Source organism: Burkholderia pyrrocinia (genome assembly GCF_018417535.1).
GTDB lineage: Bacteria > Pseudomonadota > Gammaproteobacteria > Burkholderiales > Burkholderiaceae > Burkholderia > Burkholderia pyrrocinia_E.
This window is the reverse complement of record NZ_CP070977.1, coordinates 610,589-629,327: the sequence shown is the minus strand read 5'-3', so window position 1 is coordinate 629,327 and position 18,739 is coordinate 610,589. Positions and strand designations below refer to the sequence as shown.

Here is an 18,739-nt window from a genome sequence, read left to right as displayed (position 1 = left end):
CAGCGCCTGTATCAAAGACAAACGATCTGAGTCCGGAGGAGTTTCATGGAAGGCTTCATCACCGACTGGCTGAACCTCGCGCTGCGATGGCTGCACGTCATCGTCGCCATTGCGTGGATCGGCGAGTCGTTCTATTTCGTCGCGCTCGACAACAGCCTGAAACCGCCGACCGACCCGAACCAGCGCAAGCGCGGTGTGTTCGGCGAACTATGGCACGTCCACGGCGGCGGTTTCTACAACATGCAGAAGTACACGGTCGCCCCGCCGGAAATGCCGGATGACCTGCACTGGTCGAAGTGGCCGTCGTACACGACCTGGCTGTCGGGTTTCTCGCTGTTCTTCGTGCTGTACCTGCTCGCGCCGAACACGTACCTGATCGACAAGAGCGTGCTCGACATGGGCCCGGTGGTCGCCGTCGCGTCCGCGCTCGGCTTCCTCGCAGCGGGCTGGATCGTCTACGACTCGCTGTGCCGCATCCTCGGCACCAACGACCGCGTGCTCGGCATTTGCGTCGGCCTCTACGTCGTCGTCGCAGCGTACCTCGCGTGCCACATCTTCGCGGGCCGTGCCGCCTACCTGATCGTCGGCGCGATGCTCGCGACGATCATGTCGGCGAACGTGTTCTTCGTGATCATCCCCGGCCAGCGCAAGATGGTCGACAAGATGCTCAAGGGCGAAGAGCCGAACCCGATCTACGGCAAGCGCGGCAAGCAGCGCTCGGTGCACAACACGTATTTCACGCTGCCCGTCGTGTTCGCGATGCTGTCGAACCACTATGCGATGACGTACACGAACAAGTTCAACTGGGTCGTGCTCGTGCTGATCATGCTGGCCGGCGCGCTGATTCGCCAGTTCTTCGTGATGCGTCACCGCGGCAAGCAACTGTGGTACCTGCCGATCGGCGGCGTCGCGCTGCTGTCGGGCGCGCTGGTGTGGACGATGCCGAAGCCGGTGGCACCGGAAGCGCAAGCCGCGAACGCGCCGAAGATCGTGATCAACGACATCATGCCGATCCTGCAGCAGCGCTGCGTCGAGTGCCACTCGTCGAAGCCGACGCTGATGGGCAGCGCACCCGCGGGCGTGATGTTCGACACGCCGGACGAAGTGTCGAAGAACGCGCAGCGCATCTACGAACAGGCCGTGCGCCTGAAGGCGATGCCGATCGGCAACGTCACGCACATGACCGACGACGAGCGCACGAAGCTCGCCGCCTGGTTCGAGGGTGGCGCGGTCAAGTAAGCCGCCGTGCGCCGGTTGCCGGCGCAATCCTCTCCGTTCGCGGGCCCGGTGACGGGCCCGTTTTTTTGCCTGTTCCGAATGCGCCGTGCGCTAGCCGTGCATCGCGTCGCGCTGCAGCGCGACGAGTGCATCGAGCGCGCGCGGGCCGTCATCGAACGGCACGAAGATGTGGTCATGATACGCAGCGGCCATCACGTTGCAACTGATGCCGGCCGCGCCAAGCGCCCGCGCGAACGCCGCCGTGAGGCCAACGGCCGCAAGGTCGGAATGCACGGTCAGCGTGATCCACGCGGCGCGGAACAGCACGGGCCAGCCGTGACGCGCGGCTGCCTCCTCGCCGACCACGACCGTCAATCCTTCCGCTTCGCGGAACGTCGCAATCGTTTCGGATAACGATACGTTTGCATCGGTCGACAGCGATACGAACGCGAATGCGCCGGGATGCAGTTCGGGTTGCATCGTGCGCAGCAGGATTGCGAGATCGTTTTCAGGTTGGCTCATCGGAGGAACACGTCCGGAACAGGACGTCGTGCGGTGGCGATGCGGGCACGATAGCACGCGCGATGATGGCGCTACGCACACACCATGGCCACTTCGTCCGCGAGCCAGTCGCGTAACGCGACGATGCGCGGATCGTCCTGCGTGCGTTCCGGATACACGAAGTGTATACGCGACGTCGGGCGACACCGCGACGCTCACGTCGAACAGCCGCACGAGACGCCCGTCCGCGAGATCGCGCGCGATCATGTGCGGCTCCGCGAGACCAACGGCCGCACCGTCCGTCACGGCCTGTACGACGTGGCTCGAATCCGGAAACGCGACACACCGGCTGTCGTCGAAACCGTCGACGCCGGCCGCTGCCATCCATGCCGACCAGCGCGGCCAGATCACGCCATCGACTTCGCAGTCTACGTGGCAAAGCGTGTGGCGCAGCAAATCGCGCGGCTTGCGCAGCAGCGGCCCGGCCGACAGCAGCGCCGGGCTGCAGACCGCGACGACCGACGTACCGAACAGGCGCTGCGCGCACGCGTCGCGGTAATGCCCGGTGCCGAAGCGGATCGCGACATCCACGTCGTCGTCATCGAAATCGCGCAACCGGTCGGTGATGTCGAACGTCAGTTCGAACGACGGATGCGCGGCCCTGAAACGCGGCAGGCGCGGCAGCAGCCAGTGCGTCGCAAAGCGCGCGCCGACCGACACGCGCAGCTCCGTCTGCTCCCGCGCGGCGCGCCGCGCCCGTGCGGTCGCGCGCTGCAGGCCCGCCAGCGCGTCAGCGGCCGCACCGGCCAGCACGACGCCCGCCGGCGTCAGCCGGATGCTGCGGCTCGTACGGATGAACAGCGCCATGCCGAGCTGCGCCTCGATTTCCTTGATCTGGTGACTGACCGCCGCCGGCGTCAGCCCGACCTCGTCGGCCGCCCGCGAGAAATTCAGGTGCCGCGCCGCCGCATCGAACGTTCTCAGCGCGCGCGTACCGGGCCACATGCGTTCCATCGATCTTCAAAGATAATTTGATGACCGTTCCAAAACTACTCGTTTTTCAGCACGCCATCAATCGGCAAACAATAGCCTTTCTTGAAGATGCCGCGCACCACCCCGGGCCCGCGGCCGAACCCGGAGATTCGCCGATGACCGCTGCCCCGTTCCCGTCCGTCACCCAGCTCAACGGCGTGGCCGCCACGCAAGACGCGCTCGCCGCGCTGGCGTTCGCGGGCCATGCGCATTTCACTGCGATGCAGGTGCGCGACGGCCGCGTGCGCGGCCTCGACCTGCACCTCGCACGGTTGCGCGATGCCTCGAACGCGCTGTTCGGCCAGGCGTTGCCCGACGAGCGGATTCGCGCGTTCCTGCGCGCCGCGCTCGAGCGCGCACCGGCGGCGCTGTCGCTGAGCGCGACCGTGCATGCGACGACAGGAGAATTCATCGCGGCGCGCGACGACGAAGCACTCGACGTGCTGGTCCGTACCGGCGCGCCGTCGTCGGGGCCGGCCGGCCCGCTCGATCTCGCGCTCTTCGAATACGAGCGCGTGCTGCCCGAAATCAAGCACGTCGGCGAAGTCGCGAAGACGCACTTCCTGCGCCGCGCGGTCGCGCAGGGTTTCGACGATGCGGCGTTCACCGATCGCCACGGGCGCATCAGCGAAGGCTCGATCTGGAATCTGGCGTTCTGGGCCGACGACGCGGTCGTATGGCCGGTGGCCGGCATGCTCGGCGGCGTCACGATGCGCATCGTGCGCCGCCAACTGGCGCGCCTCGGCGTCGCGCAGCACGATCGCGAACTGACGCCTGCCGATCTTCCTTCGATGGCCGGCGCCGTCGTGATGAATTCGTGGACGCCCGGTATCGCCGTGCGCCGGTTCGGCACGGCGACACTGCCCGACTCGCCGTCGTTCGCTGCGTTGCTGCATCGCGCGTATGAACAGGAACCGTTCGTCGCGCCGTAAAGCGCACCGACACGAAACGCCGGTGCGCTGTCGGTCACCTCACCCGTCGACGGGCTCCGGCAGCCGCGCGATCGCCTTGATCTCGAACCGGAAGCCGTACAGCCAGGTCACGCCGACGGCGGTCAGCGTCGGGTGCGGCGCATCGCCCCAATACTCGGGGACGATCTCCCAGATCCGCTCGAACGTCGCTTCGGGGTCGACGAGGAACACCGTCACGTCGACGACGTCGTCGAATGTGCAGCCGGCCGCGCGCAGCACCGCGTTCAGGTTGTCGAACGCGCGGCGGACCTGCGCGCCCAGCTCCGGCTCGGGCGAACCGTCGTCGCGGCTGCCGACCTGCCCGGATACGAACAGGAAACCGTTCGAGCGCAACGCCGGCGAATAGCGGTTGCGCTCATACAGCGCCTGGCGACCGGGCGGGAAAACTACGTTACGCTTTGCCATCCAACACCTCCATCAGTCAGTGGGGCGAAGCCGCCCCTGCATCAACGATGAAGGCACTTTAAGGACCGATGCCCGGCGGATAAACCGGCAACCCTGTCCAACACTGTTTGCGCGCCCCAAACAAACAATGTCCGACCGACGCGGAGCCCTGACCCGATGGATCGATTCGACGCAATGCAGGCGTTCGCCCGCGTAGTGGAAGCCGGCAGCTTCACGAAGGCAGCCGAAACGCTGCACATGAGCCGCACCACCGTCACGCAACTGGTGCAGCAGCTCGAAGCGCGGCTGCGCGTGAAGCTGTTCAACCGCACGACACGCAAGGTCGTCGTCACGGCCGACGGCGCCGCGTACTACGAGCGCGTGGTGCGGCTGCTGGCCGACATGGACGATGCCGAAACGAGCCTGTCCGCGGCGTCCGCGTCGCCGAGGGGGCGACTGCGCGTGGACGTGCCGAGCCCGTTCGCGCGCCTGATCCTGATCCCCGCGCTGCCGGCGTTTCACGCACGCTATCCGGACCTCCAGCTCGACATGGGCGTCAGCGACCGCGTGGTGGACGTGATCGGCGAGAACGTCGACTGCGTGGTGCGCGGCGGCGAACCGGCCGACCGCTCGCTGGCCGCTCGCCGCGTCGGCGACCTGCGGCTCGGCGTGTACGCGTCACCGGCCTATCTCGCGCGCGCCGGCACGCCGTCGCATCCGGACGAACTGGAAGACACGCATCACCGGACCGTCGGTTTCCTGTGGGCGCGTACCGGCAAGGCGTTGCCGTTTGCGATGGAATGCGACGGCGAGCGCGTCGACGTGCGCGGGCGCTACGTGCTCGCGGTCGACGACGGCAATGCGTACCTCGAGGCCGGCCTCGCCGGGCTGGGCATTCTGTGGCTGCCCGACTACATGGCTGCCGCGTATCGTGCGCGCGGCGAACTGATGCCGCTGTTCGAGGCGTGGCAGCTCGAACCGATGCCGATGTACGTCGCGTTCCCGCCGAACCGGCACGTCAGCGCGAAGGTGCGCGTCTTCGTCGACTGGATCGCCGACCTGATGGCGCAGCATGCGCCGGTCGCGAACCGGAGGCGCGGCGGCAACGGTTCGCGCGACACGCGCAAGGCCGTGGCGACCTGAATCGCGCGAAAACGCGCGACACATAAAAAAACCCGCGCAAGTTGCGCGGGTTTCGACAAGCGACGGCAGAAACGCCGGCGACGACTCAGGCCGTCAGCGCGTGCAGCGCCTCGTCGGTGAGCCACAGCGATTCCTGCAGATCCTGCTCGTTGAGGTTCAGGCCGTCACCGCCGCGATCGACGACGACGAAGTCGCTGACGCCGCCGAGCGCGATCAGCGGGTGATGCCACACGCCCTTCGCATAGTTGACGCCCTGCCAGCCGCTCGTCACGAATGCGCGGATCTGCGCCGGGTCGAGATCGCCGGCAGGCGCCACGACGACGAGATACGGCTGGTCGTTCAGCGGCACGAATGCCTGGCTGCCGAGCGGGTGCCGCTCGAGCATCTTCACTTCGAACGGCAGCGTGCGCGGCTGGCCGCGGAACAGGTTGACGAGCGTGCGGCCGTCTTCATCGGTCACGTCGACTTTCGCGAGATCATGAAAGCGGATCGTCGTGCCGAGGTTGATCGGAATCTGCTTCGCCCCTTCCGTTTCGATCACGTCGCCGAACGGCGCGAACGCTTCCTTGGTCAGCGGTTCGATAACAAGCGTCTTCATTTGTCGAGCGTCCCCCACAGACGCAGGCGCGACACGCCGCCGTCCGGGATGATGTTCAGTCGCACGTGCGTGACGGGGCCGAGCGACGCGATGTCGTGTTCGAAGTAATGCTGCTTGTCCATCTGCAGCTTCTGTTCGCCGAGCAGCACCGGCCAGAACATCGACTGCGTGATCAGCGAGCTGTCGGTGCCGCCCGACACGTAGGCGGCCTGGATCGAGCAGCGGTCCGGGTAGTTGCCCTTGAAGAACGCGGTATCGACTTCGATCTTGCGGATCACGCCCGGCTGCGCGAGCGCGACGATCGCCCAGTCGTTGCCCGGTTCGCGGCGGCGACGGGTTTCCCAGCCGTCGCCCATGTTCACGCCGCGGCCCGGCAGCAGCAGGTTCGACGCGACGCCGAAGTGCTGGTTGTTCGCGGCCACGACATAACCGCCGTTTTCCATCGCCGCGAGATCGAACTGCTCGGTCGCGCTCGCGCCGGCCCAGTCGAGTTGCGGCTGGCCGTACACGCGCAGGCGTGCAATGCCGCCATCCGGGTAGATGTTCACGCGCAGGTGCGTGAATGCGCGTGCGTCGCTCGCTTCGACGTAGTGATGGCTGTTGCCCTGCAGCGTCGTCGACGGCACGATCTCGACCCACTCGGCCGCATGCGTCGGCGCGCCGTCGGCCACGAAGGCGGCCTCGACCGACGCGGCCGGCGGGAAGTTGCCGGTGAAGTGGCTCGTGTCGATGTCGAAGCCCTTGATCACGCCCGGGCGCGCGAGCTTGACGATGCACCAGTCATAGCCCGTCGTGCGCTTGCGGCGCGTCTCCCAGCCGTCCATCCACTTGCCGTGGTCGTCGTATTTGCCGGGAATGAAAACGGCCGGCTCGGGGTTCAGCATCCGGTCCTTCGGCGCGAAGAAATCGTCGCTGGCTTCGAGCGCCTGCGCACCGAGACGCGGGTCGGCGAGATTCACGTAGCGCCGCGTGAAATCGGGGGCGTTGGGATCGAGAAGCGGAACAGCCATGATGTTTCCTTGTTTCAGTGATGCGATCCGGCCGCTGCGACGCAGCAGGCCGTATTGCGATGTCAGGCGTCGATCAGGTCGTCGAGGCGAAAGCGCGCGATCCGGTAGATCTGGTCGAGGCTCGTGCGCAGTTCCTCGGTACGCGAATGATTCACGCGCGACTCGAAGTTCGCGATGATGCCGTGCCGGTCATAGCCGCGCACGGCGAGGATGAACGGGAAGCCGAACTTCTCGCGATACGTGCGGTTCAGCGTCAGCAGCTTGTCGAACTCTTCCTGCGTGCACTCGCCGAGGCCCGCGCCGCTCTGCTCGCGCGTCGACTCGGCCGTCAGCTCGCCGCGCACGGCGGCCTTGCCGGCCAGCTCCGGGTGAGCGTTGATCAGTGCGAGCTGGCGCGCTTCGCCGCCCGTTTCCACCGCACCCGACATCGTCTCGTGCAGCGCATCGATGCTCGCGAACGGCCGCTCGCCCGCGGCGACCTCGGCCACCCACGGCGAATGTTCGAAGATCCCCGACAGCGCCGCGACAAATGCGCTCGGCGCCATCGTGTTCAGTTGATCCAACGTGTAGCGCATCGCCTTCATGCTTTCCCTTCGTTTCGATGATTGGGCTGATACGGATGATGTTCACGCCAGTGACGCGCGATATCGACACGGCGCGTCACCCATACGCGATCGTGCTTCTCGATGTGATCGAGGAAACGCTGCAGCCCGCGGAACCGGCCCGGCCGGCCGAGCAGTCGGCAGTGCATGCCGATCGACAGCATCTTCGGCGCCTCGTCGCCCTCCGCGTACAACACGTCGAACGCGTCGCGCAGGTAGTCGAAGAAGTGATCGCCGGTGTTGAAGCCCTGCGGCGTCGCGAAACGCATGTCGTTCGTGTCGAGCGTGTACGGCACGATCAGTTGCGGCGACGTGCCGCCGCCCGACACGCCGACGTCCATCCAGAACGGCAGGTCGTCGCCGTAGTTGTCCGAGTCGTACAGGAAGCCGCCGTATTCCGCGACCAGGCGGTGCGTATTGGGGCTGTCGCGGCCGGTATACCAGCCGAGCGGGCGCTCGCCGGTCACGCGCTCGATCGCTTCCATCCCGAGGCGCATGTGCTCGGCCTCGAGTTCCGGCGTCATGCTCTGGTAGTGGATCCAGCGCCAGCCGTGGCACGCGATCTCATGGCCGAGCTCGACGAACGCGCGCGCGAGCTCCGGATGACGCTCGATCGCCATGCCGACGCCGAACACCGTCAGCGGCAACCCGCGCTTCTCGAATTCGCGCAGGATGCGCCACACGCCGGCCCGCGACCCGTATTCGTAGATCGACTCCATGCTCATGTGGCGGTCCGGATACGCGGCCGCGCCGACGATTTCGGACAGGAACTGCTCGGAGCCCGGATCGCCGTGCAGCACGCAGTTCTCGCCGCCCTCCTCGTAGTTCAGCACGAATTGCACGGCGACGCGGGCGCGCCCCGGCCAGTTCGCCTGAACGGGATGGCGGCCGTAGCCGATCAGGTCGCGAGGATAGTTGGGATCGAGTGACATGGTTCGAAGTGCGGCGAAAGTTCGCTGAAATAATGGGTTCGCATCGACCGCGCGGGTGCCGCAGGGCGGCCGCGCGAGCCGATGCGATGACGGCCCAGTGTAGCGAAAACGTCCATACGCGCCCATACAGCGACGCAGATAGTGCGTGTCAGACGGTGTGTATGTGCGGTTGCGGCAAATTCGGGGCCGCTTCCGCCGCATCCCCGTCCGGCGGGCTGAAGCGGGCGAATGCGCCGTCGTAGCGCTTCGCCAGCGGCCGCGCGTAATCGCCGCGCTTCGCGGTCGCGAGGCGCAACGAAACGAGCGCCTCGGCCCACTTGACGGCCGCCGTGACGCCCTCGACCACCGGCGCGCCGATCTGCTGCTCGATCTCGTGCGCGAACTCGGCCATTCCCGCGCAGCCGAGCACGATCGCGTCGGCGCCGTCCTCGTCGAGCGCGCGCCGGCATTCGTCGACGATGATCCGGCGCGCGGCCGAGCCCGGCCGGTCGAGTTCGAGCACCGCGACGTCGGTCGCGCGCACGTTGCGGCAGAACCGCTTCATCCCGTAGCGTTCAGCCAGGTGCCATGCCATCCCGCAGGTGCGCGCGAGCGTCGTGACGACCGAAAAGCCCGGCGCGAGCACGCTCGCCGCATGCATCGCGGCCTCGGCGATCCCGATCACCGGCCCGTGCGCGAGCTCGCGCGCCGCGTAGAGGCCCGGATCGCCGAAGCACGCGATCACGTACGCGTCGAAGCCGTCACGCTCGCCCTGCACGATCTCGGCGAGCAGCCCGGGCGTCGCGAGCGCCTCGTCGTAATACCCTTCGATCGACGGCGGCCCCATCGGCGGGCTCACCGCGACGATCTCCGTGCCGGCGGCCGCGACGTCGCGTACGCAGCGGCCCATCGTTTCGGTCATCCGCTGCGTCGTATTCGGATTGATCAGTCGGATCTTCATCGCATGCTCCTCAGGCCTTCGTGCTCACAAGCAGCCGGTAGAACACGAAGCCGAGCCCCGCGCCGATGAACCACGAGAAGTTCGCGACGCCCTGCCAGCCCGGCACCATCACGCAAACGACCGCGATCACCGCGGCCGGCAGCAGCGCGGCGAGCGCGCGGCGGTTCACGCCGCCCGTATACCAGTAGGTGCCGCTTTCCGACATCGTGTACAGGTCGTCGCGCACGAGCCGGCCGCGCTTGACGAGATAGAAGTCGGCGATCAGCACGCCGTACAGCGGGCCGATGAACGCGCCGAGCACGTCGAGCGTGTAGTGGATCACGGCCGGGTTGTTGAACAGGTTCCACGGCGTGATGAAGATCGACGCGACGGCCGCGAGCATCCCGCCCGCGCGCCAGCTGATCAGCCGCGGCGCAACATTCGAGAAGTCGAACGCGGGCGACACGAAGTTCGCGACGATGTTGATGCCGATCGTCGCGATCGTGAACGTCAGCGCGCCGAGGATCACCGCGGTCGGATGGTCGATGCGGCCGACCGTCTCGACGGGATCGGTGATGAGTTCGCCGAACACGGGCAGCGTCGCTGCCGTCGTGATCACCGTGACCAGCGAGAACGCGAGGAAGTTGACGGGCAGCCCCCAGAAATTGCCGCGCTTCACTTCGCCGAACGAGCGGCAGTAGCGCGAAAAATCGCCGAAGTTCAGCATCGGCCCGGAGAAGTACGACACGACCAGCGACACGGCCGTGATCATCACCGGGATCACTTGCGCACCGTGGTACTTGACGCCGCCGAGGTTGATGCCGATATTGCGCCAGCCCGCGCGCCACACCATGTAGCCGGCGAGGATGAACATCACGACATAAACGGCCGGGCCCGCGAAGTCGATGAACTTCTTGATCGTCTCCATCCCGTGCCAGAACACGAACGCCTGCAGCACCCACAGCAGCATGAAGCCGGCCCAGCCGACCGCGGACAGCCCGAGGAAGCCGTAGCGATGCACGTCCGCGTACGGCAGCCATTGCGGGAAGAACTTCAGCACGACGATCACGAGCGCGCTCGACGCGAGATAGGTCTGGATGCCGTACCACGCGATCGCGATCAGCCCGCGGATCACGGCCGGCACGTTCGCGCCGAGCACGCCGAACGTCGCGCGGCACGCGACCGGATACGGCACGCCGATCTGCTGGCTCGGCCGCGCGATCAGGTTGCACAGCAGGTTTACGATGCCGATCCCGACGATCAGCGCGATCAGCACCTGCCAGCTCGTGAGCCCGAGCGCGAACAGGCTGCCCGCGAACACGTAGCCGCCGACGCTGTGCACGTCCGACATCCAGAATGCGAAGATGTTGTACGAGCCCCACGTCTGATTCTTCAGGGGTGCCAAATCTTCGTTGTACAGACGTTCGCTGTAACCGCCCGGCAGCGTCGGGTCGCCGCCCTCGCCGCCTTCTTCCGCCGGATAGGCGCTGTCGTGCGCCACACTGAACTGAGCCATGACTTCTCCTTGACGCGGCCGGGTGGCCGCTCCACCGTCATCGATATCGCTCCGGATCATCGCCCGGAGTCGGACCAGCGGCCCGCGGCGAACACCGCAGGCCTGCATTGCTCTCGTTCTGTGGCGCGCGGCCGGGTTCGCGTCGCCGCTCAGGCGCCGCCGAACACTTCGCGCAAATCGACCTGCCCTTGCGCGGGCCGGTCCAGCATCTTCAGTTCGACATGCTGCAGGTGGTGCGCCATCAGCGTCACCGCCCGCTTCGGATCGCCCGCCTCCAGCGCGGCGAGAATCTCGTCGTGGTCGTCGCACGAACACGGGCTGCGCCCGTGCGATTCGTACAGCGCCGACATCAGCGTCGAGCGTGCGACGAGCCCTTCGAGGCACTCGCTGAGCGTCGCATTGCCCATCAGCGTGGCGAGCGCCGTATGGAATTCGCCCGACAGGCGGATCCATGCCGCGAAGTCGTGCCGCTCGAACGCCTTGCGTTCCTTGTCGATCAGCGCGGCGACGCCCTTCAGCCGCTTCGCGCCGGGCCCGGTCGCGAGCCGTTCGACCACGGCGAGCTCGATGATCCGGCGCATCTCGAACACCTCGTGCACGTCCTGCAGCGTCGGGCTCGCGACGAACGCGCCGCGGTTCGGCTCGAGTTCGACCAGCTTGTCGGTCGCGAGCTGCGCGAGCGCCTGGCGGATCGTCCCGCGCTTCACGCCGAACACGTCGCAGAGCTGCGCCTCCGTCAGCTTCGCGCCGGGCGCGAGCCGATGCTCGAGGATCGCCGTGCGGATCCGCTCGGCGATCGCTTCGGGACCGGCTGCGCCGGACGGGTGGGAATCGGGCTCGTTCATGATCTGCATCGTGTGATGGTCCTCATCCTAGAACGGACATAAAGATTGTCAACAATTCTTTTCCCGGATTTCGCACAATCGGCGTGCACGGGCGCGACTCCAATCGGTGCAGGATGCGCGAAATCCATGCACGCCAAGCCTGAACGCCCTGTCAGAGGCCGTTCTCGTCGTATACCCTCCGGGCTATTTTGTTGACAAAACTGGTGCAAAACCCGATGACGATTCTGTCGGTGTCAGCCGAAATTTTTGACCGTTAGTTGCACACTTACATAAAGAAAAAGGCGGGAAACCCGCCTTTCGATCGATCGCGCCCGCATCAGCCGAGATGCGGATAGTCCGACAGCGTCAGCCGGAAACCGTGCGCATTCGCGACCAGTTGCGCCTGCGCACCGAACGGCAGCGTCAGCAGGTCGGGCACGTGGCCGAACTGCAGCCCCGTGACAACCGGAATGCCGACCACTTCGCGCACCTGGTCGATCATCGCCTGCATGTCGTAGCCGTTGTCGTATTCGAACGGCCGCGCGCCGGTGAACTGGCCGAGCACGAGCGCCTGCTGGCGCGCGAGCAGCCCCGACAGGTGCAGTTGATAGATCATCCGCTCGATCCGGAACGGCTGTTCGTTGACGTCCTCGATGAACAGGATGCCGCCTTCGATGTCCGGCATGTAAGGCGTGCCGATGAGCGACGTGAGGATCGCGAGGTTGCCGCCCCACAGCGTGCCCGTCACGTTCACGGTCTGCACCTGCGGTGCCTCGGCGATGATCGTCGTGCTCGGCTGCGTCAGCGTCTGCCAGAAGTGCTGCATCGTGAAGTCGCTCGGCGTTTGCGCGCCGAAATCGGCGGACAGCATCGGGCCGCCGAACGTCTTGATGCGCGCCTTCGCGTACAGCGCGAGCTGGATCGCCGTAAAGTCGCTGTGGCCGACGAGCGCGACCGGCTGGTCGCGCAGCCTGCGCTCGAGCCCGCGATAGTCGAGCCCGTGCAGGATTCGCGCGGCACCGTAGCCGCCACGCACCGCGAGTGCGATTTCCGGCAGCGGCCGCTCGGGATCGGCGAGACGGTTCAGGTCGCCTGCCCGCTCGCCGTCGGTGCCGCCGAAACGCTGGAAACGCCGCTGCGTCGCTTCGATGTTCTCGATGCGATGCTGCGCGGTGCTGAGGCGTTCGAGCGCGCGATTGATCGCGTCGGGGTCGTGCGGATAACCGGACGGCGCCAGCAGGCGAATGGTGTAGGACGCGGCGGGCTGGAAGGACATGGCGAAAGGTGTCGGGTCGTCAAACCTGCTTAGAGGGTCTGAACCGTCTCCGGTTCACGGAACCGTGCGCGTCCGGCCCACTCGGGCGACGGGCGCGGGTGCGGCTATGACGCGCCGGATTCGGCGTCGCGGGCCAGCCGTGCTTCGCGCAGCGCGCGACGGCGCTCGGCGAAGAACGACTTCAGCGCGGCGCCGCACTCGTCGGCGAGCACGCCACCGGTCACTTCGGTATGGTGGTTGAGTTGCGGATTCGCGAACGCGTCGATCACGCTGCCGCATGCACCCGTCTTCGGATCCGCGGCGCCGTAGACGACCCGCGCGATGCGCGCATGCATGATCGCGCCCGCGCACATCAGGCACGGCTCGAGCGTCACGTACAGCTCGCAGCCGGGCATCCGGTAATTCTGCAGATTTTGCGCGGCCATGCGCAGCGCGGCCATCTCCGCATGGGCCGACGGGTCGTGCCCGCCGATCGGATGGTTGAAGCCGCGTGCAATCACTTCGTCGCCGCACACGAGCACCGCGCCGACCGGCACTTCGCCGGCCGCGCGCGCCTCTTCCGCGGCGGCCTGCGCGAGCCGCATGAAACGCAGGTCGCGCGCCGATACGGGCGCGGCTTCGGGTGCAGGAGATCGGGCGGCGGGTTCAGCGGCCGCGTCGGCCGCCGATCGGGCTGCGTCATGCAGCGCGTCGGACGTCACATCGGCCCCGCTTCGGCGGGCGTCTCGTCGAGCCCGCGCTCGCACAGGCGTACCGCGATGCGACGACAGTAGTCGCGCGGCATCACCAGCGGGCCGCCGCGCAGCGATTCGAGCGCCATGTCGAGCGCCAGGATCTTCGCCTGCAGCCGACAGCGCGCAGCACGGTCGCTGACCGCCTGCACTTCGTCGTGCAGGTTGCGCAGCGCGCGCAATTGCTCGACGGCCGGCGGCACGAAGCCCGCGTTCTTCAGGATACGGTTGGCCACCCGCACCTCCTCGGGCACGAGCAGGTCGTCATCCAGCGCCTGCGGCGCGCCGGTACCCGGCAAATCGTCGAACTCACCCCGCGCGGCGGCAGCGGCAATACGTTGTTCGACCAGGGCGTCAAGCAGTCTCATCAGTCAATCGGAACAATGCGGCAGGCCGAATTCTAGCAGGGTGACGCGGGTATGACAGGCCCTTCGAATATATGCTCGATATTGTGTTTTTAGGGGCCGAATCGCGATGCATGCGTGCCGATCGGCGCCACTTGCCGCTCTGCTGCGCCGCAGCAGGCGGAGCACCATCCGGACACCGGCAAATACGCGCGGTGTCGGGCCCTCTTTTTTATCCGTGACGACGCCGGCCGGGCGTCGCCAATCCGGCGAAACGGCAGGCGCCCGTGCTCCGTTACCGGGTCACGCGGACGCGGTTTCCGGCCGCGCTTTCGCAAACGGGCGGAACATCATCGCGATCAGGAACGCGCCGAGACCGATCGCGAACGAACCGATGTACAGCCAGCCGTAGCTGCCGAACGTATCGACGATCAGGCCGCCGGCGACCGGGCCCGCGGCCATGCCGAGGCTGCCGGCCATCGCGCAGCCGCCGATCACGGTACCCATCATCCGCAGCGGGAAGTTCTCGCGCGCGAGCACCGAATACAGCGGCATCACGCCCGCATAGATGAAGCCGAACAGCGTCGCGACCGCGTAGAACCCGTCGAGCGTGCGCACGAAGTAGTAGCCGAGCGCGCCCAGCGCCTGCGCAAGCAGCCCGGCCACCAGCATGCGCTTCACACCGACGCGGTCGCCGAGGAGCCCGAATACGATCCGGCCGCCCATGCCCGCGAGCCCTTCGACGCTGTAGATCGATACCGCGACGATCAGCGGGATCCCGCACGTCACCGCGTAGCTGACCGTATGGAATATCGGGCCCGAGTGCGTCGCACAACAGAAGAAGTTGGTCAGCACCAGCACCATGAACTGCGGCGAGCGCAGCGCGTCCGCGACCGACATCGCCGCGGGCGCGCCGGCAGGCGCAGGCGCCGCGTGTGCGCGGTCGAGCGCGGGCGCCCGGCGCACCAGCAGCGACACCGGAATCATCACGACGGCCGCCAGCGCGGCGACGAGCAGCATCGACGTGCGCCAGTCGTGCGTCGATACGAGCCATGCGGCCAGTGGCGACATCGTCATCGGCGCCATTCCCATCCCGGCCGACACGAGCGACACCGCCAGGCTGCGGTGCGTATCGAACCAGCCCGTCACGCATGCCATCATCGGCGCGAACACCGCGGCCGTCGCGCTGCCGACGGCAAGGCCGAAGGTCAACTGGAACGCGAGCAGCGACGGCGCGCGGCTCGCCAGTGCGAGGCTCGCCGACAGCAGCACGGCGCCCGTCATGACGACCGCGCGCGTACCGATGCGGTCCGACAGGCTGCCCCACCCCATGCTCGCGAAGGCCATCGCGATGAAGCCGATCGTCATCGCACCGGAAATGCCGGTCATCGACCAGCCGGTGTCGCGCGCGATCGCGCGCAGGAACACCGGTAGCGAAAACATCGCGCCGATCGCAATGCAGCCCATCAGGCCACCTGCGGCGACGATCACCCAGCGATATCGGGAATCCGGCATTTGGCGTCTCCTGGTTCGTATCGCAATCTGCGGAAACCGGGTGCCGGCTGCGCGGCGTGGCAAAAAGCCCGGTCGACATGGGTACGACGGGCGATGCATCGGGAAATCGACATGCACGGCGCACGCGCCGGCGAATTTTTTATTGTCGTCCAATCTGCCCGACCGGCAAGGGGCGGATCGGACAGACACCGGACGCCGGATCGCCCGTTCTGCCCGCTGCCCCGCTTTTCCGGATTCGGAAAGTCGAAATCAGAAATGGTTGGTTGGGACGTGCGATCGCGCTGACTACACTCGGTCCGTCTTGTCATAACAAGTTGACCGATGACCCCACCCAACGTCGTGCCGCTGTCGGCGGCCCCGCTTTACGTGCAGATCAAGGACACGCTGCGCGCGCGCATTCTCGACGGCACCTATGCGCCGCACAGCCGGATGCCTTCCGAACACGAACTCTGCGCGACGTTCGACGTCAGCCGCATCACGGTGCGCCAGGCGCTCGGCGACCTGCAGAAGGAAGGCCTGCTGTTCAAGCTGCACGGCAAGGGCACGTTCGTGTCGAAGCCGAAGGCGTTCCAGAACGTGACGTCGCTGCAGGGCTTCGCCGAGGCGATGTCGTCGATGGGCTACGAGATCGTCAACCAGTTGCGCAGCTTGCGCACCGCGAAGGCCGACTGCCATCTCGCGACGAAGCTGAACGTACCGGAAGGCACGCCGCTCGTCGAGATCCATCGCGTGCGGCTGCTGAACCGCGAGCCCGTGTCGCTCGAACAGACCTGGGTGCCCGAAGCGCTCGGCAAGCGCCTCGCGGGCGCCGATCTCGCGGCCCGCGACATCTTCCTGATCCTGGAAAACGACTGCGGCATCCCGCTCGGTCATGCCGACGTGTCGATCGACGCGATCCTCGCCGACGACGAGATCGTCGACGCGCTGCACGTCGAGGAAAGCAGCCCCGTGCTGCGCATCGAGCGCCTCACGCACGACGCGTCGGGCGCGCCGATCGACTACGAATACCTCTACTTCCGCGGCGACGCCTTCCAGTACCGGTTGCGCATCGACCGGCAGAAGGCGCGCAAACCTGCAAGGAACCCGCGATGAATACCCAGGTGCACGAGCACGAATACGACGTCGTCGTGGTCGGCGGCGGCACGGCCGGCCCGATGGCGGCGATCAAGGCGAAGGAGCGCGACCCGTCCCTGCGCGTGCTGCTGCTCGAAAAAGCCAACGTGAAGCGCAGCGGCGCGATCTCGATGGGGATGGACGGCCTGAACAACGCGGTGATCCCCGGGCATGCGACGCCCGAGCAGTACACGCGAGAGATCACGATCGCCAACGACGGCATCGTCGACCAGGAAGCCGTGCATGCGTACGCGACGCACAGCTTCGCGACGATCGAACAGCTCGACCGCTGGGGCGTGAAGTTCGAGAAGGACGGCACCGGCGACTATGCGGTGAAGAAGGTGCATCACATGGGCTCGTATGTGCTGCCGATGCCGGAAGGACACGACATCAAGAAGGTGCTGTACCGGCAACTGAAGCGCGCACGCATCGCGATCACGAACCGGATCGTCGCGACGCGCGTGCTGACCGACGCACAGGGCCGCGCGAGCGGCGTGCTCGGCTTCGACTGCCGCACTGCCGAGTTCCACGTGATCCGCGCGAAGGCCGTGATTCTCTGCTGCGGCGCAGCCGGCCGCCTCGGGCTGCCGGCGTCGGGCTACCTGATGGGCACGTACGAGAACCCGACCAACGCGGGCGACGGCTACGCGATGGCCTATCACGCCGGCGCCGCGCTCGCGAATCTCGAATGCTTCCAGATCAATCCGCTGATCAAGGACTACAACGGCCCCGCGTGCGCATACGTGACGGGGCCGCTCGGCGGTTTCACCGCGAACGGCCGGGGCGAACGCTTCATCGAATGCGACTACTGGAGCGGCCAGATGATGTGGGAGTTCTACCAGGAACTGCAAAGCGGCAACGGTCCCGTGTTCCTGAAGCTCGACCATCTCGCGGAAGAAACGATCCGGACCATCGAGCAGATCCTGCATACGAACGAACGGCCGAGCCGCGGCCGCTTCCATGCAGGGCGCGGGACCGACTACCGACACCAGATGGTCGAGATGCACATCTCGGAGATCGGCTTCTGCAGCGGGCACAGCGCATCGGGCGTGTACGTGAACGCACGCGCGGAAACGACCGTACCGGGGCTCTACGCGGCCGGCGACATGGCCGCCGTCCCGCACAACTACATGCTCGGCGCTTTCACGTACGGCTGGTTCGCCGGGCAGAACGCGGCCGACTACGTGGCCGGCCGCGATCATGCACCGGTGGATGACGAACAGGTCGACGCCGAGCGCGCCCGCGTGCTCGCCCCGCTGTTGCGCGAGCGCGGCCTGGCGCCCGCGCAGGTCGAATACAAGCTGCGCCGCATGGTGAACGACTATCTGCAACCGCCGAAGGTGACGCGCAAGATGGAAATCGGGCTGCAACGCTTTGACGAAATTACTGAGGATATCGAATATATAAAGGCGACTCATCCTCATGAACTGATGCGCGCGGCCGAAGTGCGGGCGATCCGCGACTGCGCGGAAATGGCCGCGCGCGCGTCGCTGTTCCGCACCGAGAGCCGCTGGGGACTGTACCACCATCGTGTCGACTTTCCGCACCGCAACGACGCCGAATGGTTTTGCCACACGTGGCTGCGCAAGGATACAGACGGCGCGATGCGCAGCGAGAAGCGGCCCGTCGAACCGTACATCGTGCCGCTTGCCGACGACGAACGCGGCGCCTACGCGAATCTGCGTATCCGCGAACCTGCCGCGCTCGCGGCCGCCCTTTGAGGAACCTGCCATGCCCCATACCCCGCACGACATCTTCCAGCGCAGCAGCGCACCCGTCACGATCGACGAGGCCCTATGCATCGCCGACAAGGGCTGCACCGTCTGCGTCGACGTGTGCCCGCTCGACCTGCTCGCGATCGACGTGACCAAGGGCAAGGCCACCATGCAGTTCGACGAATGCTGGTACTGCATGCCGTGCGAGCGCGACTGCCCGACCGGTGCGGTCAAGGTCGAGATCCCTTACCTGCTGCGCTGACCGGGCGCGCGGCCGATCGTCGTCGTGCCGCCCGCGCGGGCCGTGCATCGACGACGTGGCGGCCGGGCCGGCGTTCGCCAGGTTCGCGTCGCCATACCGCGCCGCCCATGCACCGCGTTCCGTGAGCAGCCGC

19 protein-coding genes and 1 pseudogene are annotated in these 18,739 nt (G+C 66.8%); 6 read left to right on the top strand and 14 right to left on the bottom strand.

The window, feature by feature from the left end:
- Positions 1-45 precede the first annotated feature (45 nt).
- A complete protein-coding gene (locus tag JYG32_RS02925) occupies positions 46-1,239 on the top strand; it encodes a urate hydroxylase PuuD (protein WP_174382098.1) in 1,194 nt (397 codons plus the stop codon).
- A 90-nt stretch (positions 1,240-1,329) separates the two neighbouring features.
- On the opposite strand, the gene JYG32_RS02920 is transcribed toward JYG32_RS02925, so the two are convergent.
- Both JYG32_RS02920 and JYG32_RS02915 read right to left on the bottom strand, forming a co-directional pair.
- Positions 1,330-1,740, bottom strand: coding sequence for an ACT domain-containing protein (locus tag JYG32_RS02920; protein WP_213264583.1), 411 nt, complete (start codon positions 1,738-1,740; stop codon positions 1,330-1,332).
- Between the two features lie 71 nt (positions 1,741-1,811).
- Positions 1,812-2,733 (bottom strand): annotated as a pseudogene (locus tag JYG32_RS02915) (LysR substrate-binding domain-containing protein).
- A 134-nt stretch (positions 2,734-2,867) separates the two neighbouring features.
- On the opposite strand from JYG32_RS02915, the gene JYG32_RS02910 reads away from it, so the two are divergent.
- Positions 2,868-3,683, top strand: a complete 816-nt coding sequence (locus tag JYG32_RS02910; protein ID WP_213264582.1) for an aminotransferase class IV family protein — start codon at positions 2,868-2,870, stop codon at positions 3,681-3,683.
- Positions 3,684-3,722: 39 nt separating this feature from the next.
- On the opposite strand, the gene JYG32_RS02905 is transcribed toward JYG32_RS02910, so the two are convergent.
- On the bottom strand, positions 3,723-4,127 hold the full coding sequence (locus tag JYG32_RS02905) for a RidA family protein (RefSeq protein ID WP_174383498.1): 405 nt from the start codon (positions 4,125-4,127) through the stop codon (positions 3,723-3,725).
- 156 nt (positions 4,128-4,283) lie between these two features.
- Here JYG32_RS02905 and JYG32_RS02900 point away from each other — a divergent pair, with 156 nt between their 5' ends.
- On the top strand, positions 4,284-5,249 hold the full coding sequence (locus tag JYG32_RS02900) for a LysR family transcriptional regulator (protein WP_213264581.1): 966 nt from the start codon (positions 4,284-4,286) through the stop codon (positions 5,247-5,249).
- Positions 5,250-5,334: 85 nt separating this feature from the next.
- Here JYG32_RS02900 and JYG32_RS02895 read toward each other — a convergent pair whose 3' ends face one another.
- From JYG32_RS02895 to JYG32_RS02845, 11 genes are all read right to left on the bottom strand, one after another.
- Entirely contained in the window at positions 5,335-5,847 is a 513-nt protein-coding gene (locus tag JYG32_RS02895; RefSeq protein WP_174383496.1) for an ureidoglycolate lyase, read from the bottom strand.
- On the bottom strand, positions 5,844-6,857 hold the full coding sequence (alc, locus tag JYG32_RS02890) for an allantoicase (protein ID WP_213264580.1): 1,014 nt from the start codon (positions 6,855-6,857) through the stop codon (positions 5,844-5,846). Before alc ends, JYG32_RS02895 begins: the two co-directional genes overlap by 4 nt.
- A 62-nt stretch (positions 6,858-6,919) precedes the next feature.
- On the bottom strand, positions 6,920-7,441 hold the full coding sequence (uraD, locus tag JYG32_RS02885; protein WP_213264579.1) for a 2-oxo-4-hydroxy-4-carboxy-5-ureidoimidazoline decarboxylase: 522 nt from the start codon (positions 7,439-7,441) through the stop codon (positions 6,920-6,922).
- Positions 7,438-8,391, bottom strand: a complete 954-nt coding sequence (gene puuE, locus JYG32_RS02880; RefSeq protein WP_174383493.1) for an allantoinase PuuE — start codon at positions 8,389-8,391, stop codon at positions 7,438-7,440. The genes uraD and puuE overlap by 4 nt, the downstream gene beginning before the upstream one ends.
- 148 nt (positions 8,392-8,539) lie before the next feature.
- On the bottom strand, positions 8,540-9,331 hold the full coding sequence (locus JYG32_RS02875; protein ID WP_213264578.1) for an aspartate/glutamate racemase family protein: 792 nt from the start codon (positions 9,329-9,331) through the stop codon (positions 8,540-8,542).
- A 10-nt stretch (positions 9,332-9,341) separates the two neighbouring features.
- Positions 9,342-10,826: an NCS1 family nucleobase:cation symporter-1 gene (locus tag JYG32_RS02870; RefSeq protein ID WP_213264577.1), complete on the bottom strand. Its 1,485-nt coding sequence runs from the start codon at positions 10,824-10,826 to the stop codon at positions 9,342-9,344.
- A 149-nt stretch (positions 10,827-10,975) separates the two neighbouring features.
- Positions 10,976-11,680 carry a GntR family transcriptional regulator gene (locus JYG32_RS02865; RefSeq protein ID WP_174383490.1) on the bottom strand — a complete coding sequence of 235 codons (705 nt, stop codon included), beginning with the start codon at positions 11,678-11,680 and terminating at the stop codon, positions 10,976-10,978.
- A gap of 307 nt (positions 11,681-11,987) precedes the next feature.
- On the bottom strand, positions 11,988-12,926 hold the full coding sequence (ldcA, locus tag JYG32_RS02860; protein WP_174383489.1) for a muramoyltetrapeptide carboxypeptidase: 939 nt from the start codon (positions 12,924-12,926) through the stop codon (positions 11,988-11,990).
- A gap of 104 nt (positions 12,927-13,030) precedes the next feature.
- The gene (gene tadA / locus JYG32_RS02855; RefSeq protein ID WP_174383488.1) at positions 13,031-13,627 is read right to left on the bottom strand and encodes a tRNA adenosine(34) deaminase TadA; all 597 of its coding nucleotides are present in this window, start codon (positions 13,625-13,627) and stop codon (positions 13,031-13,033) included.
- Positions 13,624-14,025, bottom strand: coding sequence for a DnaJ family domain-containing protein (locus JYG32_RS02850; protein ID WP_174383487.1), 402 nt, complete (start codon positions 14,023-14,025; stop codon positions 13,624-13,626). The genes tadA and JYG32_RS02850 overlap by 4 nt, the downstream gene beginning before the upstream one ends.
- Before the next feature lie 279 nt (positions 14,026-14,304).
- Positions 14,305-15,516, bottom strand: coding sequence for an MFS transporter (locus JYG32_RS02845; RefSeq protein ID WP_213264576.1), 1,212 nt, complete (start codon positions 15,514-15,516; stop codon positions 14,305-14,307).
- 321 nt (positions 15,517-15,837) lie between these two features.
- On the opposite strand from JYG32_RS02845, the gene JYG32_RS02840 reads away from it, so the two are divergent.
- The 3 genes from JYG32_RS02840 to JYG32_RS02830 are packed head-to-tail and all read left to right on the top strand — an operon-like array spanning position 15,838 to position 18,606.
- Entirely contained in the window at positions 15,838-16,608 is a 771-nt protein-coding gene (locus tag JYG32_RS02840; protein ID WP_213264575.1) for a GntR family transcriptional regulator, read from the top strand.
- Positions 16,605-18,350, top strand: a complete 1,746-nt coding sequence (locus JYG32_RS02835) for a fumarate reductase/succinate dehydrogenase flavoprotein subunit (RefSeq protein WP_213264574.1) — start codon at positions 16,605-16,607, stop codon at positions 18,348-18,350. Before JYG32_RS02840 ends, JYG32_RS02835 begins: the two co-directional genes overlap by 4 nt.
- 10 nt (positions 18,351-18,360) lie before the next feature.
- A complete protein-coding gene (locus JYG32_RS02830) occupies positions 18,361-18,606 on the top strand; it encodes a 4Fe-4S dicluster domain-containing protein (RefSeq protein WP_174383483.1) in 246 nt (81 codons plus the stop codon).
- The last annotated feature ends 133 nt before the right edge of the window (positions 18,607-18,739 follow it).